The 20,901-nt window shown below is 38.6% G+C and carries 15 protein-coding genes; 4 read left to right on the forward strand and 11 right to left on the reverse strand.

From position 1 onward, the window contains the following. Positions 1-2 precede the first annotated feature (2 nt). Positions 3-725 carry an aspartate/glutamate racemase family protein gene (locus RCJ93_RS08710; protein ID WP_150283567.1) on the reverse strand — a complete coding sequence of 241 codons (723 nt, stop codon included), beginning with the start codon at positions 723-725 and terminating at the stop codon, positions 3-5. Positions 726-940: 215 nt separating this feature from the next. Here RCJ93_RS08710 and RCJ93_RS08715 point away from each other — a divergent pair, with 215 nt between their 5' ends. Further along, positions 941-1,528, forward strand: a complete 588-nt coding sequence (locus RCJ93_RS08715; protein ID WP_150283566.1) for a TetR/AcrR family transcriptional regulator — start codon at positions 941-943, stop codon at positions 1,526-1,528. A 124-nt stretch (positions 1,529-1,652) separates the two neighbouring features. On the opposite strand, the gene RCJ93_RS08720 is transcribed toward RCJ93_RS08715, so the two are convergent. The 7 genes from RCJ93_RS08720 to RCJ93_RS08750 form a co-directional block, all read right to left on the reverse strand. Then, a complete protein-coding gene (locus RCJ93_RS08720; RefSeq protein ID WP_150283565.1) occupies positions 1,653-3,080 on the reverse strand; it encodes a M20 family metallopeptidase in 1,428 nt (475 codons plus the stop codon). Positions 3,081-3,118: 38 nt separating this feature from the next. Continuing rightward, entirely contained in the window at positions 3,119-4,543 is a 1,425-nt protein-coding gene (locus RCJ93_RS08725; protein WP_223823505.1) for a YfcC family protein, read from the reverse strand. Between the two features lie 234 nt (positions 4,544-4,777). Beyond that, positions 4,778-6,037 (reverse strand): Ig-like domain-containing protein, encoded by a 1,260-nt coding sequence (locus RCJ93_RS08730; protein WP_150283564.1) that lies wholly within the window; start codon positions 6,035-6,037, stop codon positions 4,778-4,780. Between the two features lie 59 nt (positions 6,038-6,096). Continuing rightward, complete coding sequence (locus tag RCJ93_RS08735; protein WP_150283563.1) at positions 6,097-10,446, reverse strand: S8 family serine peptidase; 4,350 nt, start codon at positions 10,444-10,446, stop codon at positions 6,097-6,099. Positions 10,447-10,861: 415 nt separating this feature from the next. After that, positions 10,862-12,475 carry a M20/M25/M40 family metallo-hydrolase gene (locus RCJ93_RS08740; protein WP_150283562.1) on the reverse strand — a complete coding sequence of 538 codons (1,614 nt, stop codon included), beginning with the start codon at positions 12,473-12,475 and terminating at the stop codon, positions 10,862-10,864. A 57-nt stretch (positions 12,476-12,532) separates the two neighbouring features. Then, a complete protein-coding gene (locus RCJ93_RS08745; RefSeq protein ID WP_150283561.1) occupies positions 12,533-13,294 on the reverse strand; it encodes a dimethylarginine dimethylaminohydrolase family protein in 762 nt (253 codons plus the stop codon). Positions 13,295-13,319: 25 nt separating this feature from the next. Beyond that, complete coding sequence (locus tag RCJ93_RS08750) at positions 13,320-14,192, reverse strand: dimethylarginine dimethylaminohydrolase family protein (protein WP_446738842.1); 873 nt, start codon at positions 14,190-14,192, stop codon at positions 13,320-13,322. Positions 14,193-14,345: 153 nt separating this feature from the next. Here RCJ93_RS08750 and RCJ93_RS08755 point away from each other — a divergent pair, with 153 nt between their 5' ends. After that, entirely contained in the window at positions 14,346-15,083 is a 738-nt protein-coding gene (locus RCJ93_RS08755) for an IclR family transcriptional regulator (RefSeq protein ID WP_446738843.1), read from the forward strand. 56 nt (positions 15,084-15,139) lie between these two features. Here RCJ93_RS08755 and RCJ93_RS08760 read toward each other — a convergent pair whose 3' ends face one another. The 3 genes from RCJ93_RS08760 to RCJ93_RS08770 form a co-directional block, all read right to left on the reverse strand. Beyond that, positions 15,140-16,573, reverse strand: a complete 1,434-nt coding sequence (locus RCJ93_RS08760; protein WP_446738844.1) for an amino acid permease — start codon at positions 16,571-16,573, stop codon at positions 15,140-15,142. 358 nt (positions 16,574-16,931) lie between these two features. Further along, on the reverse strand, positions 16,932-18,014 hold the full coding sequence (locus RCJ93_RS08765; protein WP_446738845.1) for a DmpA family aminopeptidase: 1,083 nt from the start codon (positions 18,012-18,014) through the stop codon (positions 16,932-16,934). Positions 18,015-18,244: 230 nt separating this feature from the next. Beyond that, positions 18,245-19,255: an asparaginase gene (locus tag RCJ93_RS08770; protein WP_446738846.1), complete on the reverse strand. Its 1,011-nt coding sequence runs from the start codon at positions 19,253-19,255 to the stop codon at positions 18,245-18,247. Positions 19,256-19,559: 304 nt separating this feature from the next. Between RCJ93_RS08770 and RCJ93_RS08775 the strand changes: the two genes are divergently transcribed. After that, positions 19,560-20,462, forward strand: coding sequence for a DMT family transporter (locus RCJ93_RS08775; RefSeq protein WP_446738969.1), 903 nt, complete (start codon positions 19,560-19,562; stop codon positions 20,460-20,462). 49 nt (positions 20,463-20,511) lie between these two features. Next, a complete protein-coding gene (locus tag RCJ93_RS08780; protein ID WP_446738847.1) occupies positions 20,512-20,886 on the forward strand; it encodes a DUF4181 domain-containing protein in 375 nt (124 codons plus the stop codon). The last annotated feature ends 15 nt before the right edge of the window (positions 20,887-20,901 follow it).

A 20,901-nucleotide genomic window follows, 5' to 3' on the forward strand; every position in this document is an offset into this window, starting at 1 on the left:
TATTACATCTTTACTCTTTGTTTTGAAGGTGGCGTCATATATGTCAAACGACTTTGTTTCACACCCATCTCTATCAAACCTTCGAGCATCTTTGTTGCGGCAAAGGCCGGATCAATCACTGGCACATCATAGCCTTTTTCTTTAAGACGCTCTTGCAGCTCTGCTGCTACGCCCAAAAAGCCTGTACAACCAAGTACGATTGCATGTGCACCGTCTTGTTCAATTGCCTGCACCATTTCTTCGAATAGGGCCGCTTTCAACCTTTCCTTCTCATGGACTTCCAACACAGGAATATTAATATATCGAGTGGATGCTAGATTGCCGTGTACACCTAAGGTCTTGCTGATATTCTCAATCATTGGCACCACATTCGGTAGCACCGACACGACTGAAAAGGACTTTGCCAATGAACTCGCAAATAGCATTCCCGCTTCACATGGCCCAACGACAGGAATATCTACTATCTCCCTGGCAGGCTTCACTCCGGGATCTCCGAAACAATCGCTAATAATCCCATCATAGCCTTCCACTTCCGCTTCCTTAGCTTTTTCTAGCAAATTCGGTACGCTTAATGCTTCATCATATTCACTTTCTATTGATGCAGGACCATAATCTAGACTGCAAACCCCAAATTCTGTGTTAGCCGCACCATATAAATCAAATTCCTTTTTCGTTTCCTCTAAAAATACATCTGAAATAATAGGCATGATTACTTTAATTTTCATTGTCTGCTCTCCTTTTTCATTTATACTTAAAGTGATAAGGCTAGAATTCTTTTCATGCAATGCTAGATTAACTTTAAAACCACCCCTTTTTGCGTGAATATTCCAGTTTTCTTACAAATAATTCAATCAATATGAAATATTCTGATAATATAAAGTTTAATAAAATATATACTACCTAATATTAGTTAGGTAATCAAGAGGGAGAAGGAAACAGATTGTCGACAAAAATTAACATTATGAAAGCGGCTACAGAACTATTTGCCATAAAAGGATATGAAGGAACAACTTTAAAGGATATTGCAAATGCAGTTGGCATAAAGCCTCCATCTATTTATGCATTCTTTGAGGGAAAGGAAGATGTGTTACTGCATATCTATCAAGAGATACTTGATGAGCATCATAAGCATCTGCAAGATATGCTGGAACAATTGAAGAATGGATACGCCAAAAATAAACTGTATGGAATGTTAGTAACCGCGGCAGAATATCATTTATCTGAAGCTGGAAAAATGAAATTGTTTAGAAGGCTGATGCTCTTCCCGCCTGAAGTTTTACAAAGTGAAATCACAGAAAGCTTCCAAAAACTTGTTGCAATAGAACGACAAGCGATTGATGCTGTCTTTGAAGAAGCTATACAGAACAAAGAGGTTAGAGAAGGAAAAAGTGAAGATATGACAACTGCCTTCCAATGCTTAATGAATGGTTTGTTCTTAGAGTCACAGTATTATGATGAGCAGGAATTCTATCTACGACTTGATATTATTTGGGAGGAATACTGGATGGGAATTAGCCGTAAAGACTGATTCCCAGGAACATCCATAGTCATCTCAATCACACAAAAAAGCCGTGATGTGTTGTTAACATCACGGTTTTTCTTTGTACCTTGCTCACTATTTTCAGGAAGAATCAACAGTAGGGTCCAATTAATTATCTACGGATTCTATATTGCTTATAGTCCTCCGGAAGAGGTGAAACATAGCTTTCTCCATCAAGACGTTCCAATAATTCTTCTTTCGCCTTCTGGATTATATCTGGTCTCTTCATCACTTCAGCGGCAGTAGCAGCAATCACTTTTCCTGCATGCAGCATTCCCTTGTGGCCGATGGAAGACCCGCCTTGTGAGACCATTTGCCAAGAGTGCAAAGAGGTACCTATTGCTGCACAGGCAGCATAGCATTGGGCTGTTGGAACAATCCAGCTGACATCGCCTACATCTGTAGAACCAGGCATGACTTCTTTGTCCTCCACATGTGGCTCCACAATATCAGCGAGTTCTTTTCCTTTTAACTCTTTCACATTTTGCAAACCAAATTCTTTTTCTGCATCTGTTAGTGTATCTCGAATTTCTTTTGCTAATTGTATTTCCTTTTCATCAAATTCGGGTACGCCAAGTTCTACATATTTTTCCTGCATAACGGCTTCTAACGTTGTATTGGGAATATAATTGAACATGGCCGAATCAAAACCAATCTCAAGCTCGGTGCCTGTCATAAGAGCAGCTCCTCTTGCAATGTCGCAGACTCGCTCATAAATCTCATGTGTTTGTTTTACTTCTGGCGCTCGAACAAAGTACAATACTTCCGCTTCTGATTGAACCACGTTTGGCGACACTCCACCTGTATTGGTGATCGCATAGTGAACCCTTGCTTCTGGAATGATATGCTCTCTTAAATAATTCACTCCCACACTCGTTAACTCTACCGCGTCTAATGCACTTCTCCCTAAATAAGGACTTGCTGCAGCATGAGAACTTTTGCCTATAAAGCGGAAATTCACTTCATAGCATGCGAGTGTGCGAGAAGACCAAATTTTATTATGAGCTTCTGGGTGCCAGGTTAAGGCAAAGTCGACATCATCAAAAACGCCTTCTCGTACCATGAAGATTTTACCGCCCCCGATTTCTTCTCCAGGACAGCCATAATACCGTATAGTACCTGGCAGATTGTTTTCTTCCATTAATTGACGAAGAGCAATGGCGGCGGCTAGCGACCCAGTACCAAGCAAATTATGTCCACAACCATGGCCGTTACCGTTTTTCACTACCTCTTCTTGTTTGGTCGATCCTGCTTTTTGGCTTAGACCAGTCAAGGCATCAAATTCGCCTAAAATCGCCACCACAGGATTGCCGCTTCCATAGCTTCCCACAAAGGCTGTTTCAATGCCGCTAATCCCTCTCTCCACCACAAATCCTTCATCTTCAAGCACCTTGCTAATGAGATCAGCAGACTTCCACTCTTCAAATCCAGTCTCAGCATATTCCCAAAGCTGATTGCTGACTTCAATCAGCTTGTCTCGTTTTTCTTCAATTAATTGATTTATTCTTTCTACTTCATTTTCTATTTTTGTTTCATTCATTTAGAACACCTCATTTTTTTATTTACAATAGTAATCCTTTAAAAAGGTCCATATTTTGTGAGATAGGCGATAATGACAAACACGATGGCTACTGCATATTGCACAAGCACCAATGGAAACAGCCATTTTAACCAGCGAATATAAGAAACGCCAACCAAGGCAGCTCCTGCTACAGCTATGCCAGGTATTATCATATTGAATATGCCATCGCCAAATGTGAATATAAGTACAGCTGTCTGTCGGGTCACACCAATGATGTCAGATAGTGGAGACATAATCGGCATTGTTAGAGCAGCCATTCCACTGCCGGAAGGAACCGCTATATGGAGCAGCGAATCGAAAACCATCATGCCAATTGCCGCAAAGGAAGGAGGCAAGTCCTTAATTAAAGTAGAGGCATAATACAGAATGGTATCCATGATGTGTCCCTGATCGAGCACAATCACAATGCCTCTTGCAACGCCAATAATCATGGCACCATAAATGAGTGCTTGAGATCCTTTCATGAATTCATCAACTAATGTATTGGTGTTATAGCGGGCAATGAGCCCAATTGCAATACCAAATATAATGAACATTCCGGCAATTTCATTTATAAACCAGCCAAATTTTACGACTCCCACACCTAGGATTATCAAATTGAGAACAAAGCAAGCGAGAATCAATTTATGTTTGCGTGTTAATGTAATATCAGACTTTAATAGCTGGTCAATTTGTTCACGTTGAATTGTTCCATATTCCCCTAAGGACGGGTCTTGTTTCACTTTCATCGCGTGCCGATAAACAAAAATTACAGATACTATGTACATAACAACAAAAGCTGCAATCCGAAGGCCCATCCCCGAGAATGGCGGAAGCCCAGCTATTCCTTGTGCTACCCCTACGGTAAATGGATTCATAATCGCCGTCGTAAAACCTGCGGATACGCCTACTAACACAATGCCAAGACCTGTAAGCGCATCATATCCTAGCCCTACAATCAGTGGAGTGATAATCAGAATATAAGGAAGTGTTTCCTCATACATCCCAAGCAATGAGCCTAACAATGCAAAAAATAGCATCAAAACGGGAATGAGTAATTTCTCTTTAGTGCCGAACTTGCGAGTCATCGTTACAATGAAAGCTTCAACAGCACCTGTCGAATTCAGCACGCCGTATGCACCTCCAATAATTAAGAGGAAAAACATAATCGAAGCTGCATCGACCATTCCAGCAGGAATACTGCCCAAGATGCCCATAAACCCAACTGGATCAGCCTTTATAAAATGAAACGAATCAGGCTTTACAATACTCCTGCCATCGACCACTTCCCTTTCATATTCTCCAGTTGGCATAGTATACGTCAGAATAACGCAGATAGCCAACAATCCTAATAAAAGAGCAAAGACATTGATCTCTTTCGGCTTCTTACCAGCTTTTGCCTCTCGTATGTCTACCACCTTTGGCGCCATATTATTTGTCATACCTTTCCCCCCTTATACTCTATTCATTGTTAAATGAATAGTATAAATTTAGAATATTGTTAATAAATATACAGAAGTACATATATTCCGTCAACCAAAATATTCAAAATATTTTAAATTAGTAATATGGTAGTACTTTAATTGGATGAATCATAAGTTTTATTTTAATTCCAACAAAAAAGTCTTCAACCTCTTATGAGATCGAAGACTTTAAGATTGAGAATAATAAAGGCACTATTTAACAACTTTTACTACCTTTGCCTTGCTTACATTACCTGCTTTGTCTTTTGCATAGAAAGATAGGACTGTTTTGACTTTTTGCTTCTTAATTTTTAATGTATATGTTCCTTTTTTAGTTGCTGTAGTTTTAGCAATAATTTTGTTTTTAACTTTTACATACACCTTAGATCCTGCTTCTGCTTTGCCTGTTATTTTAGTTGTTTTCGCTGTTACCTTTTTAGCAGTAGGTTTGTTAGGCGCTGTTTTGTCTAACACTTTTACTTTGGCACCTTTACTGCTATTGCCAGCTTCATCTACTGATTTAACAATTAAAGTAGTACCAGCTTTTTGTTTAGCTAATTTCACTGTAAAGCTGCCTTTAGAATCAGCTTTATTTGTCGCAATTTTTTTGCTTTGTTTATAGATAATGATGGTAGCACGTGCTTCTGTTTTGCCTGATACCACTTTGTCTTTATCGCTGAATTTTTTTACTGTTGGTACAGATGGTGCTGTTTTATCAAGAACTGTTATTGTTACTTCATCACTAGCTTGTCCGCTTTTTAAATCTCTTGCTTTCGCATATAATACTGTTCCTGCCTCTAACTTTTGGGATAACTGGTATGTAAACTCGCCGTTATCTTGTGTATTAGCCTCAAATTGTAATTGTTTTTTGTCTGTAATTTCGATTTTTGTATTTTTAGAAGCCGTTCCTTTAATAACTAAGCTTTCTGATGTGATTGGGCTGAACTCGGGTACCGGAACGGGCAGAACTGGATCTGTTGTATCTCCAGGGTTTCCAGGCGGTGTAACAACTGGAGGTGGTGTTGTCCCTGAGTCTCCTCCTCCTGTAGATGGTGGTGTTGTCCCTGAGTCTCCTCCTCCTGTAGATGGTGGCTGAGTTGTCTTGGTTATCTTAACCTCATGGGTATCTGACACGCCCCCTGCAGTTAATTTAAGTTTGTAAGTTCCATCTGTTAATGATTCATTTAACGCAATGCTTGTATGAATACTACCATCTGTTTGTATTTCTCCATCTTTCCACTGATAGATTTGGATTAGATTGCTATCGGAATCTACCATTGATAAAACAGGTTTTGTACCTAAACCTGGTTCTTCATCTTTCAATACTTTTCCCGTTATTAAGATTTTTTCACCTGTTTTATAATCCGATTTATCTGTACTAAAAGAAACTACTATATTTGCTGCATAAGCCGGAATGACAATACTTAAACATAAGATTAGTGAAGTCATAAAGACGACTATATTTTTCTTCATTATTGACCCTCCTTATGAATAGAAAGAGAGGAATACTCCTCCCTTTCAACTGTTCCTTATTATTTGATATCAAAGTTGATTGTGCTTGTTTGTGCCAATGGCGTTGGGTTTTCTAGGCTATCCCAAACAAATACCTCTGCAGTATAAGCACCTGTTTTAAGTGATTCAAGAGGAATATCTACCCCAACTCTTCCGCGAGAAGCTTTTTTGAATTCATCTAGGCTAAGCACTTTGAAAATGACCACTTCATCTTTAGAATCCTTCACTTGTACTAGTACTTGCGCGTTTTGTTTTACTTCACCGCGGTTTGCGAAGTTGGCAACAATATTCAACACACCATCTTCTGTCACAGCTTCTACTGCTTTTCCTTTTGTATTCTTGGTTTGCCCTTCAATGACAATCGGATAGTTAGCAACTGTAAACGTCACTACTTGTTTTTCGCTTCCTTCTGGACCAAATTCTAATGTGTATTCACCAGTTGGTGCAAATTCATCCGGTGTGAATGTTGCTTTGTATTCTTTTCCTTCAGCTGTGTCTAATTTAAATTCTTTTCCGGTTGAATCAGTAACTTTTGCTTCCCATTTAACTGATTCGTTTGCTTCAGCAGTTAAAGTAGCTGGATTTTCAGTGCTAACTTCTTCTGTTGGACCGAAATCATAATTTGTGATAAATCCATTTTCTGGTTGACCTTTGTAGATGACAATCGTTTTCTTTGTCACATGCCCAGATAAATCAGTAGCTTCAATCACAACTTTATTCGAGCCTTCTTTTAAATCTAGCTTATAATCATACGAATGAGATAATGCTCTCATTTCATATGGTTCATCGAATTCATGATTGTAAACTTCATTGCCATCCACAACAAGACGCAGATCATCATAGTTATCTGAAGCTGTTATTTTTAGTGTTGGGTTCTCTTCATCTTTTCCTACAATATTATTATCAGGAATACCTTCCACCTTCAGTTCCGCTGGTGTTGTATCCACAATAACCTGTCTTCTAAACTCAATTTTATTTCCGACTGAGTCCTTACCAGAGAAGAAAATATCATGTACGCCATCTTCAGTAAATGTCAGTTGCGTATTAAAGTCATATCGCTTCGTTACTTTATTCTCAGTTACAGGAATCTCGATACCGCCGCCTTCCAATTTATCACCGGTAACCTTTAATTCCTCAATTTTTGAAGCATCTTCAACATATCCAGTTACAGCCATTGTCTTTGTATCATAAACACCAAGGGCTTCTGGTGAAGTAGTGACAATGTAAGGAATAGTATTATCATTTGTAACTGTTGTGGATGCAATATTATTTGCATTATCTACAGCTACAATTTGAATAGTTGATTTATCCTTTACATTGCTCACAGGTACTTTGAACGCTTTTGCTTTAGATCCATCTAAATAGCCTGCATTTTTACCATCTACAAGGATTTGAATATATTGCAATCCACTACCTGCCATATCTGTTGCTTCAAAATAAAGTTGACCTTTATTGCTGCTGAATGAAGCATTAGTAATTTCAGGTTTTACCGTATCAACAATTACTGGAATCTTTGTAACCTGTGGCTCTTTACCTTCATAATCAACTTGTGTTTTTACTTGATAGAAGTATTTGCCGTCTTTAGCTTTTTCATTTCTGATATAGCCATCCCAGTTTGTTCTGCTTGGATTATATACATACGGTGCTGTGGCTTTATAATTTTTGCTTTGTGCACCTCTAGTCGTTAATTTCCTTAATTCCTTACCGCTTTCATCCACAATACTATACTCAACAGATTTACTGTTACGAAGGAAAGAAAGAACTGGGGTAACAGAATCTTTTTGCTTATCACCATTAGGTGAGATAGCAATTGCATTTTTGCTTAAGTCGCCTGTCAGCGCATTTTCGCCTAGTGCATTTCCTTTTTCATCAACCATGAAGGAAGTTTCTAGATAAGATCCATCCTCATAAATCATGTTGTCTAGTATTGGAGCTTTGTTCCAATCTCCTTTGAATCCAACAAAAGGAACTGTCAGCTCAGGTGCTGCCTTTTCTTTATCGGTACCTACTAGTCTCACAAAGCCTTCTACAAAGTAGCCATTCTTCATTAATTTCTCTAATTTTTCCTTAGCATTAGTTAAATTTACTTTTACAGTAATATCTTTAGTGCCATTTCCGAATAACGTAAACTTAGGTGTATCTACAGTAATTTTCGCTTCATCAGCAATATTTTGCTCTTTTAAGTCAAGTTTTCCTCCTGTCACTGAATCTGTAAGTAATGATGTCTTCACCTCATATTCAAGATCATCATCACTTGTATTAGTTGCAGTTAGAGTGAATGAGAAGGAATCATCTTTGATTTCTTTCAATTCTACTTTACCTTCATTGGTACCCTTCTTCGCTACATACACAGGTGTTGATACAGCAGAATGCAGCTGCATAATTCCTGCTCCTTGGCGACGAGGCGAGTAGTAGATTCCACCATTATCAGGATCTTCAACAGGTTTAGCTGTATTCATCAGCAACAGTTTCGCCATCTTAGATTTAGCTGCATCCTTTAAATCTGGAAATAGTTCTTTTACGCGTTGAAGAACTAATGCTGATCCACCTGATACATGAGGAGCCGCCATCGATGTACCACTCATCAGACCGTATTTATCATTATTTAATGTAGAATAAATCTGTCCTCCTGGAGCAGTGATTTCAGGCTTCATCTCAAGGCTTGGCGTTACGCCCCATGAGGTAAACGTGGACATTTTACCAGCTGCAGTATTTACAACAGATTGTTGCTTACCTGTAAATGTCACTTTTCCTTTACCACCTGCTGCTTGTAATTTTGCAGCCAAATTGTTCCCTTCACTTTGGGCAAGTGAAACAAGTGGAATAGTTGGATTATTTAATGCCATGCTGACATAATCACCGTGAGATACATGCCCTCTTACGATGACACCTGCTGCTCCTGCTTTTTCAGCTTGTGCTTGGATTTCTCCATAGTTAGGATTAGTTGCTGTACGAACTGCAACCACCACTTTACCTTTTACGTCTTTGTTGTTATATTGCGCAGGACTTCCATCCCCTACATATACAACATCTACTTCCTTGTTACCAAACACTTCTAAAGGATCTGGAGACGATTGTTTTTTGTATGGTACATTGATTGTTTCATCGCCAATTTTTATTTCAAATTCGTCTAGACTAATCTTATTATTTTCCATTGAGGCAACTGATAGTGAGCTTTTAGAAACAGAAGGAGCACCAACTAAGCCGATATCTGGGTTTGTTGCCAATGGCGCACCGTCGAATTCACCACTGATGTTATCCGAGTTACCAGCAGAAATGGACATAACAATGCCATTGTTCACCGCATTATCAACTGCTTTTTGTTCAAGGTTAGTATCATCTACGAACCCTGCAGTAGATCCTAAGCTCATATTCAATACATCTGCTCCAAGCTTAATTCCATCGTCAATTGCTTTAATATAGATATCTCCAAACGTTGATGGCATAGCAGGGTCATTGCCGAATACTTTCAGCGCTAATAATTGCGCTTCAGGTGCTACGCCTTGTACGCCACCATTGTTTTCATCACCATTTGCTGCGACCGTACCACCGACGTGCATTCCATGCATGGATGCATCTGGTCCAAGATCTAGTACTTCATCATTTTTATCTGCATAGTTATAGCCATAAGGAACCTTATCAGTGTAGAATTTGCCTGGTAAACTATTCTTTGTGATGAGGTCATTGGTAGAATTTTCGGATAATTTTTCCCCTTCTTTTGTTGTTAGTTTCATATCTTTATGTTTAAAATCAATCCCTGTATCGATAATGCCGACAACCATACCTTTTCCGTTATAGCCGTCTTTCCATGTTTGCTGTGCCTCAACCATTTCTTTACTAGTCACCATATCAGGCTTTTCTTTTGGCCGTTCATACTCTGTTGCAATACTTACACTAAGAACGCCCGGCAGTTTTTCTAGTTTTTCAATATTTCCATATTCCATTTCACCGCTGACACCGTTCAATACGGTCGTGAATGAATTATTTAATGTAAGACCAATATTTTGCTTTTTAACGTTTGCTAAGAAATCTTTTTGTTCATCTTTAATATCAGATTCCAACTTTAGGCGTGTTTTAGGTGCCAATTCTTTATACATCACGCCTTTGTCTTGGGCATAGGAAATGGCTGGAGCGCCCTCTAATTCAACAATGACCCGGACTTTCTGATTATCTTCAAACTCTGCATCTCGATCAACCTTTGTTTCTTTTGCCAAGTCCTTAACGAGATTGCTAACTTCCACTTTGTCAAAATCAGTGCTAGTTTCTGTCTCTGCTTTTGCGTGACCTGCCATCATCAACATATTAGATGCTAATAATGCCGATGCTAATCCAACTGTAATACCCTTTTTAAACAGCTTATTCTTGTCCAAATTGTTCTCCCCTTTTCTGAATATATGAGCACCTCTTTTGTGTGAAAATTCTAAGTTAGCAAGCTAGGTAAAAGAATTATATCACCTATGTTTATAATGTTAAATAGAAATATTCTGAACATTTTATATTATTAATAAATTGTTTTTCGACATAAATTGGAGGTTTTCAACCAAAATATATGGATTTTTAATATTTTTTTGTTCATGGAGAGATTATCATAGTTGTTTTGTAGGATTCCAATAGTTAATTATTGGGGCCTAATTGAAGTGAATAGAAATAGTATAATTGATAGGTTTGTACTCTCTATAATATTTAGATAAAGTACATATACCAGCCGACGAGTAGAAGTAAATACAAAAAAGCCCTCAATCTTTTGAAAGATTGAAGACTTTGACATAGTCTATACTATGGTTTTCACTGAACAGTTATTTTCATCAAGCTTTTTATTAAACGATCAAGCATAGCAGGAGTTTGAATAAATGCACTTTCAATATGTAGTCGTTCAGTTAATTGATGGGGATCCTTCCCAAACGGTCCTACATTAAGTACAGGTGCTTGAAGTTTATGCATATCAGCAAATGGAATACTGTAAACGTCTCCCCATACTGGTGTGTTTCGCTCAAATGCAGCCCATCCATCCTCATCTCCACTATAATGGACATAACTTAAATCACAAATCCCGTTGAAATAGTGGACTTGCTCCATTGCTACACCAAATTCTACAGCTACATCTTTTACCAATTGGACAGCATCCATAATAAGCGGATCATCAGATGTGTTAACGGCCGGATAATATGGTGGGGCGAATAGCAATACGATAGCTGGGGCCAACTCTTGGCATTCTATCATTAACTTATCTGCTATTCGTAAAGATTGCTCACGTTCGTCCCAATTGATATTTATGATAACTTCATCTCGTATCTGTACCACCCGTTCAATGCCCAACTTGTTTTTTGCGTAAGAAAGTAATTGTTCGTAACGCAATACTTTTACATTCCCTACGCCATCGATTCCTTGTTTTAAGCAAAGTTCTGTATATGCCTTATTACAGTCTTCTGCTGATTCCTGTGCAATTTGCTCAAATAAATCCAATACCTCAGACGCTGACCGTTTCATTAAAAATACATTATATAGAGCAGAGGCACGGTAAGGTGTTTGTGTTGAATACGTATCTTTTAAATCTCTTTGCTGTAGAGAAACCGGCAACGGCGTGGTTTCCGAAAGGTCACTTTCTTGGAAAAGCGAATTCCATTCCATTCGTTGCGTCAAAAAGGTTGAAATATAATTTGCTGTCATCCCTTTTAGCGGCTCGCCAACATGAGTTTCTTTTCCATAGAAAAGAGCAGCTGGCATAATCTTACCAATTGTCCCTGAATAAATGTAATGTCTCTCATCACCAGGTATTTGTGCGAATGAAGGTTCACTATTTAAAAACAATTTATAGGCAATGCCATATTGATCGCGCATCTTGACTAGTTCTGTTACGGCCCTTCTCATGCCAGATGAATTCACTTCTTCATCCGGAACAGTTAATAAAATTAGATTAATGGGCCACTTTTCTTCGCTTGCTTTTTCGATAAGTGCCATATGAAGCGCAAGGCCCATTTTCATATCCATTGTCCCTCGACCAAACAAGTATTTCCCTGATTCAAGATCCAGCCGCGCATCTTCCGGAAGATTACTTTTTCGGTTGAGTAGCTCTTTTGTTAGTTCTTCCGGCTGGAAGGCAAGCGGCTCAAGATCCCCATATTCTTCTGTTTGCACAGTGTCAAAATGGCTGATTAAAACTACCGTTTCTTCTACCTCTTGATTTCTATAAAAGGCAGTCACCAATTTCCGGCCAAGGTCAGCTTCATGAAGAGACAAGTATTCTGGATACATTTTGAAATATTCAAGGTCGCCTAACTTTTTATGGACTTTATGTGCAAATTGGCGTTCTCCCTCAGTAAAGGTTCGACTATCCCAGCTGACCAGCTCACATAATAGTGCTCTAAGCTTTTCCGGGGTTGCCCATAATAATTGACTCATCCCAATCACCTTCCTTGATAAAATTTCCCTTAGTGATAGTTTTATATTCTATTTATACTAGAACCGTAGAGATAAACAGCTTAATCCGCCATCTTGCTTTTGGAATTCGGACATTTCTAATTCAATGGTTTTATAACCTGCTTCATTCATTTTTCGTTTTGTTTCTTCATAGCCTTTTGGGATGATAACATAATCATTTACTCTTATGCAGTTTGCAGAGTATTCATCCTCAGCTGATACTGTCAGTTTGTCATATTGTTCGAAATCTGGATGATCCAAAAATTCGCCTGCTGCCACAATCAAATTATTGCCAAGATAAGCAATACCAGTTTTGAGGTGGAAAAATTTCTCTAACGGGACAATAGTTCCTTTATAACCTTCAGATTCTACTATCTCTTTTAACTGGCGTGCCCCTTCTTCATTTGTACGCTCTGAGATACCTATATAAAAATGATTATCTGCCTGAAGAACATCTCCACCATCTAAAGTGCCTGGTGCCTTGATATAATATATTTTTTCATAAAAATCTTTTAACACAGCTTCCATTTCTTTTATCTCGCCATTTCGTGAATGCGCTCCTGGATTGGAAACCACCGCAAATTCAGAAGTTAGGACTGCTGTGTCTTCCACAAATGTAGAATCGGGAAATTCTTCACTTGCCGGCAGATGAGTTACTTCTACACCACATTTTTTTAATGCTTCAACATAAGCCTTGTGCTGTTCCAATAATTTCTCGTAATCCGGCTTACCAAGATCTGATGTTGTTAATCCATTTACATAGCTTTCCCCAGGTGTTTTTACTATTACATTTTTAAACATTTACTATTCCCCCATTGTTTTTAGTTTATTTACGCACTACCGGACATGTTAAACAAGTTGGTCCTCCTGTGCCCTTATAGCTAATTTCTTGCCCCTTGTATTCATATACTTCAGCCCCCGCATCAATCAACTGTTGTTTGGTCTGATTGTTGCCTTCTACAATAACGCATACCCTTGGAGCCAAGGCTAGTACATTACACCCTAGATTCATGTATTCATCATCAGAAACTTCAATGAGCTGAATGCCCCGTTCAATCAATAGCTGCCTAAAGAAGACTGGCATTAGCCGTGAATACACTACTGCTAAATCATGATCTACCATACTGATGAATGACATTAAATGAAGGCATTCATGCACTCCTTGATCATGCGGAAGTTGCACAACAATGAATTCATCAACAAGAGGTGCTGTTATTTCTTTTAACTGTCGAATTGCTTCAGCATTCGTCCGATAGCCCAATCCTACAGCAAGTGTTCTCTCATCAAGCCACACAAGATCCCCCGCATCAGAAACAGCATCTCCCGTCAATTCACCAATAATAGGAATGTTCTTTTCTCTAAGAAATTCTTTGTATGCCTCTGCTTCAGGCTGCCTTACTGTCTTTCCAGATTTCAAGATAATGGCTCCTTCAGTTGTAAACTTCACTGGATCATGTGCATATAAAGAATCCAATCCTGCATCAGAAAAGACAGGCAAATAATCAATATTTGGAACATGTTTCTCCAAGATAGAAATAAACGTGGCGTGTTCTTTCACTGCTTCTTCGTAATTCGGCTCTTCTAAATAGTTGAATCTCTTCCATTCCTTCGAGACATTTTCTTGATTGATAAATGATTCTTCTGGCCGTTTAACAATTACTCTTTCTAATGGTTTATACATAGATGAACAAAAACTCATTCTCTCCCACTCCTTTTTCCGCATTGTGAAACTTATTTCTGCTTAAAGGAAAATCTTCTTAAATTATAAAAGTGAATATGTTATAATGTCAATATGTTTTAAATTTTTAGAAATCTTTATTTTTAATGAACCGAAAGATAGGTGACAAACCATATGCAATCAATTGACCGTGCAATGAGTGTTATTAAAATATTAGTCTCTGATTCTGATAACTGGATGTCTATTACCGAGCTCGCAGAAGCATGTAGCCTTCCCATTAGCTCTATGCACCGACTACTAAAAGCCATGATGAAGCATGGCTTAATCCAACAAGATCTCCAATCTAAACAATATAGCTTAGGGAATAGTTGGCTTGAATACGGTTTAATTATGTATGACAAAATGGACTATATTAGTCAGATTAGACCTGAACTAGAGAGGCTTATGAACAACGTAGAAGAAAGCGTCTACCTTAGCCAACCTATGGGAAATGAATCACTAATTATTGAGCGGATTGACAGTATAGCAAACCCAATTCGGGTGTATGATCAGCTAGGATCTAAGATTCCTATGAACATAGGTGCTGCCAATAAAACGATGCTCTCATTTATGCCATACCAACAGACAAAGAAAATTTTAGAAACTCTATTGCCCGAGCATGAAATAGAAGCTTGTTGGAAAGTTTTAAAAGAAACAAAAATGAACGGATACGGAATCAGCTACAATGAAAGAACGGAAGGGACGACTTCTGTTGCCGCCCCGATTTTAAACCATTTTGGAGAAGTCCATGGTGCAGTAAGCATCGGATTTGTCAGCTTTAATTTGACAGATGATAGACTAGACTTCCTCATTAAAAATGTGGTGGAAACAGGCAACCGCATTTCTAAAAAGTTAGGGTATAACGGTTTTTAATAAGACAAGCAATGGGTTTACCAGCGGTGCTAATAACTCATTGCTTTTTATTATGACTAAGATTCTTGTTCACTTATTTGGACAATGGTTTGTTCAGTAAACTCCTCTTCTTTTTTCACCACTTTCTTCGCCAACTTAAATTTATAAAACAATACACAAGCAATTAAGAAACCTACGCCATAAAACACACCCAGTCTCTGGGTAGGATCAAAGGCAAGAAAGATAAGAATAAAGAAACAAAATCCAAAACAAAATAACGGGACGATTGGATATAATGGAACCTTGTATTTTAAATCAGTCAGCTTTCCTCCCCCTTTTAGGAATTTTCGACGGAACATATATTGAGATAAAGCAATGCCCATCCAGGAAATAGTGACCGATATTCCGGCTATTGACATCAATAAAACAAATACTGTGTCAGCTGCTATGAAGCTTGTTAATAAAGATAAAAGCGAAAAAGAGATGGTGAATATAAGGGCATTGAGAGGAACTTTTCTCTTAGTTAATTTTCCAAATACTCTAGGAGCCATTCCATCGTGAGCCATTGACCATAACAAACGCGTTGAAGCATACAGACAGGAATTTCCGACTGATAAGATAGCAGTTAAAATAATAAAGTTCATAATGCCCGCCGCATATGGCACGCCAGCTATTTTCATTAGAGTAACAAACGGACTTTCCAATAATCCTAATTCAGAAGCAGGAAAAATAGCGGAAAGAATAATGATCGATGAAATGTAGAAAACGATTATTCTAAAAAGGACATTGCGAATTGCTTTTGGAATATTTTTTTCCGGCTCTTCACTTTCACCTGCGGCAATTCCAATTAATTCTGACCCCTGGTATGAGAAAATGACATTCATCATGGTAACGAAGACAATGGCAATACCTGCCGGGAAAAGACCGGTTGGCGCTAAATTCGTCATAAATGGAGTTGATCGGTCAGATAAAGGGATGAAACCAAAGATGCCCGCGATGCCAATAAGAATAAATGCAACCACAGCTACTACCTTTATACCCGCGAACCAATATTCTGCCTCAGCAAATCCTTTCGTTGTTAACGCATTTAAAGTGAATAAAAGCACAATAAATGCAGCACACCAAATCCAAACTGGCGTATGAGGAAACCAATGCTTCATAATCATGCCTGCAGCTGTAAATTCAACACCTGCAGTTGCAGCTGAACCCACAAAATACATCCATCCTAGTGAGAAACCCGCAGATGGCCCAATGTATTTAGCTGCGTACTTTTGAAACGAACCAGTAACTGGCATATGAACAGCAAGCTCCCCCAAGCAAACCATAACCATATACAAAATCAAACCGCCAATCAAATAGCCAATAATAGCTCCCCCGGCTCCTGCTTGATTAATCGTAAAACCTGCATTCAAAAAAAGCCCAGTCCCGATAACGCCGCCTAGTGAAAGCATAAATAAATGGCGTTTTTTCATCGAACGGTTTAACTGTTCGTGTGTCTCCATTTTCTCCATTAACCGCACCCCCAAGATATGTTTGAAGTATAAAAGAACCAAACCTGTTCCCCTATTAAAAGCTATAAGCTCTTCTTTGCCCCCTCTTTCCGCATAGCGGAATTAAATTCTGTTAAAAGGAATATTGATTAAATTATAAATAACGGCTCTTTAATTTGTCAATATCTTTTGAATAGTCAAAATGTAAATGCTTTCATTCTGTAATAATGATGAGCAATTAAAATAGAGCGGCTTGAAACCAAAACTAGATCATATACATCCCGCTATAATAATTTTTCAGACATAAAAAATCCCCATTCAATAAACAGATTAACTGTCTACCAAATAGGGAGCTTCAATATTAAGTTAATAAGTATAACTAATTATTCCATCCTTTAAGCCCCATTAAAATTTCATAAGGAACTTCCTTTTTCACCTTTCCCTTGTTACCCTCGGTAGTGGTGGCTTTGCAGATAGAATTCCAAATAGCTTCTTCCACAGTGTCCACCGCCATTTCAAAAAGTTGGGAGATCAGCTGGCCATCCTCTCGCAAAAAGTGAAATGTGTTGCTTTCCTGGTTAGGTGGCAGCTTATGAGGAATACGATGTGCTGTAGAAAAGGCAATAACGATATCTCCGCTTCCATGGGATGCATAAGATCCCGTTCTCGAAAGACCAAAGGCAGCGCGTTTCGCTAATCGTTGCAACTGCCGTTCATTTAAAGGAGCATCTGTTGCAAGGATTATCATAATAGAGCCATCTGGCATTTTTTCTTTGTTCTCTTCCGCTTTCACGAATTGGCCGTCACCCGGTATGCGCAAATCTTTTTTTTCACCAAAATTGCTTACAACTAAAGCTCCGACTGTATACAGATTATCCCCAAAGGAGGCCACTCTTGAGCTTGTCCCAATGCCTCCTTTATAACCTAAGCAAGACATACCTGTCCCAGCCCCAACGCATCCTTCTTCCACGATCCCACTCTCAGCATTCTGAATTGCTTGAATGGCATGTTCTGGTGCAACATGCATGCCGCGAATATCATTCAGATACCCATCGTTGCATTCTCCTACAATGACATTGACAGTGCCGGTTGTATCGCCAATTTGCGGATTTTGCCTAAGGAGATAACGAATGGTTCCATCTAAGACTGCCGGAACAGATAGCGTATTTGTTAGCATAATGGGGCTTTCGATTACACCCAATTCTTGCAGCTGGATGGTCCCTACCGTCTTGCCAAATCCATTAATCACATATGAGCTCCCTAAAACTTTTTCTTCGAAGAGAGAATCAGTATGAGGCAGGATAGCTGTTACCCCTGTTCGAATGGCATGTCCGTCTTCATTATTATAGGAAAGGGTAACATGTCCCACCTTCACTCCCGAAACATCTGTTATCGAATTATGTTTTCCGGTTTCGAATCTACCTATTTTAATACCTAGATCACGTAGCCTAACTCTGCTCATTTCTTTTCACCACCAAAATCTGTCTATTATATAAATTGAAGACTATCTCTTTTCAATATAAATGACAAGCAGAAAAATGGCCTGGAGAAGTTTCCTTTAATACAAGAACTTCGGTTTTGCAAATTTCCATACAGGCATTGCAGCGAGGGTGGAATGTATTACCTGCAACTACACTAGTTAAACATCTCTCTCTTAACATTTCCTACCCCCTCGAAAATTTTTTCGATACCCTAACACTTTCGTAACTTAAAATCCGGAACGAGTTGCCCTATATTCTCTTGTTTGGCGTTTTTTAAAACAGGTTGATGATATTGCCTTAAATGATTCAATTGCTCTTGATTTAACAAATCCAGCTGTCTCAGTACCTCTAATGCTGTTGGATAAACGGCCCTGCTGTTCCCGTCTTCTACCTTTATAGCAATGCCGACGCCAGTTTTTTTATCGCCAATTAAGTAAACAGCCTCGGCTCCTGCTTTCCCAAACATTCTTCCTTCGGCAGCTTTCATAAAATCTGTGCAAAAACGGCCGGTCCCACCAACCATCTCCGGATATTTCATCATAGCGGTAGTGATTCGATTAACGGCTTCGGCACGGCGGTTCGTAAACATGTTTGGACGAGTCATTCTTGCAAATCCATATGCTAATCGTTCTAATGGCAATGCATGTACCGGCACTCCACATCCGTCTATCCCTATCTGTATTTTTTCAATTGGATACTCAGTCATCTCAGAAATCACCTTCATAATCCGTTGTTGGACAGGATGGTCAGGTAAATAATAGTCTTCCAGTGATTCACTGTTATGCCTTGCTGTCACTAGCATGCCTGTATGCTTTCCTGAACAATTATTATATAAAGGGGTCAGTTCCTTTCCCGCTGCCATCAGTTGTTTATAAGTTTCCTGCGAATGAGGAATATGGGTGCCACATCGCAATGCTGCTTCTTCTATGCCTGTCCTTTTTAACATAGCCAAAACACGGTTGGTATGCTGTGCTTCTCCGCTATGTGATGCACAACATAAGGAGAGGTCCTGTTCACTTAGACCATATTGATCCGCTGCTCCCGTTTCCACAATCGGCATAGCTTGCAACGGTTTCACTGAAGAACGAGCATAAGTTACTCGATATGGGTCACCCGCTGCATATAGTAATGTTCCTGCCGAATCAACAACTGCTACATGTCCAAAATGAGAGCTTTCTATCTTTTTCCCGCGATAAACATCTACAAGTTTCAATGGATTCATCGTATGCACCTCTTCTCATCCATATAATTCGTTCAAATGTTTGACCTATTATATTGATGAGGAAAGTCTATTAGAACCGAATTCTTTCAGAGAATATCAATAATCCTTCATAGATATCAGATAAAAGAGGAATAACCATTGAGCAGAAGAGGAATATAGCATGTCTTTTTTTATGACTGTGATAATTCTTTGACGGAAGATGGAATATAGAGTGGCCTTTATATGGGTAATTTTATTTATTCAAAATTCAGAAATGATTGTTATAATTAGCTATACTTAAATAAAGGAGCTGGCTACCTTGCCTATGTTGTATGTATCTTTATTGTTATTGACGAGTTTTCTATGGGCGGGGAATTTTGTAGTGGGAAAATCACTTGTAGATCATGCTAGCCCCATTACCTTGACTACCTTAAGATGGTTGATCGCTGTACTTTGTCTCCTACCATTTGTATGGTGGAAAGAAAAGAAGCTGTTGCCATCAAAAAGTGCCATTCTACCGCTCATACTGATGGGTGTGACAGGCGTGGTGTTATTTAATATCTTTCAATTTTTAGCGCTTGAACATACTTCGGCAACAAATGTTGGATTAATTTCCACACTTAATACCATTTCAATCGCTGTCTTTTCTTTTTTTCTATTAAAAGAGCGGATTGCTCCATTACAAACGCTCGCAATGGCCTTCTCTCTCTTTGGCGTTTTGCTTGTACTGACAAAAGGGAAATTAGGCTTACTTCTCGCGTTTCAATTTAATGTGGGTGATTTGTGGATGATTGCTGCTGTTCTGATTTGGGGGCTTTATTCTGTTTTTAGTAAATGGGCGATGGCGAAAACCACACCGTTAATGGCTACCTTGTATTCAGGTATTTTTGGGCTAATTGCCATAATTCCTTTTAATGTGGCTGACTTCCGCATCACCAATGTCAATCCATCCTTCTTGGGTGCCCTTTTTTATACCGGGCTTATCTCTACAGTGCTATGTATGGTGCTTTGGAATATTGGCGTGCAAAAAATCGGCGCAACAACTGCTGGCCTTTTCTTGAATTTCAATCCTATTTTTACAGCCATCTTATCTTTTTTACTTTTAAGGGAACGAATGACGTTCATCCAAGTGATCGGCAGCATCATCGTCATTGCAGGCTGCTACTTGTTTTCTATTTTTAAAGCAAAAGAAGAAGCTGAAATTCATGAAGAAACTCCGGCTGCATGAGATGAGTAATTCTTAAAACACAATACTCCTATACGAAGGAGGGTACTTTATGATGAAATTCTTAATTTTCCTTACCTTATTATTAGTTGGCGGTTGGATTATCGAATATCTACTTCGAAAAACCTTTAACGTCAAAAAAAATGGTTATATTTATAAGCCTATCAATCTACTACATAAACGTTTAGAATGGACGCTGCTTGGACTTTTATTCATTTCAATCATACTTTTTTCTAAGTATACCTTTTTAATTGTGCTGCTTTATTTGGTTATACTGAATCTGTTCCGCGGTTTTATGGAATGGTTATTTGCTAGAGATAAAAGAGAGTATATTATCACTCTTTTATTTATGATAATTTATCTTCTGTTTGTGGCAATCACCTATTTCTTATTTGTATCATTCGATTTTATTCCACCATTTCATTGAAATTAAAAATAAACC

The organism is Rummeliibacillus sp. BSL5 (assembly GCF_052928305.1).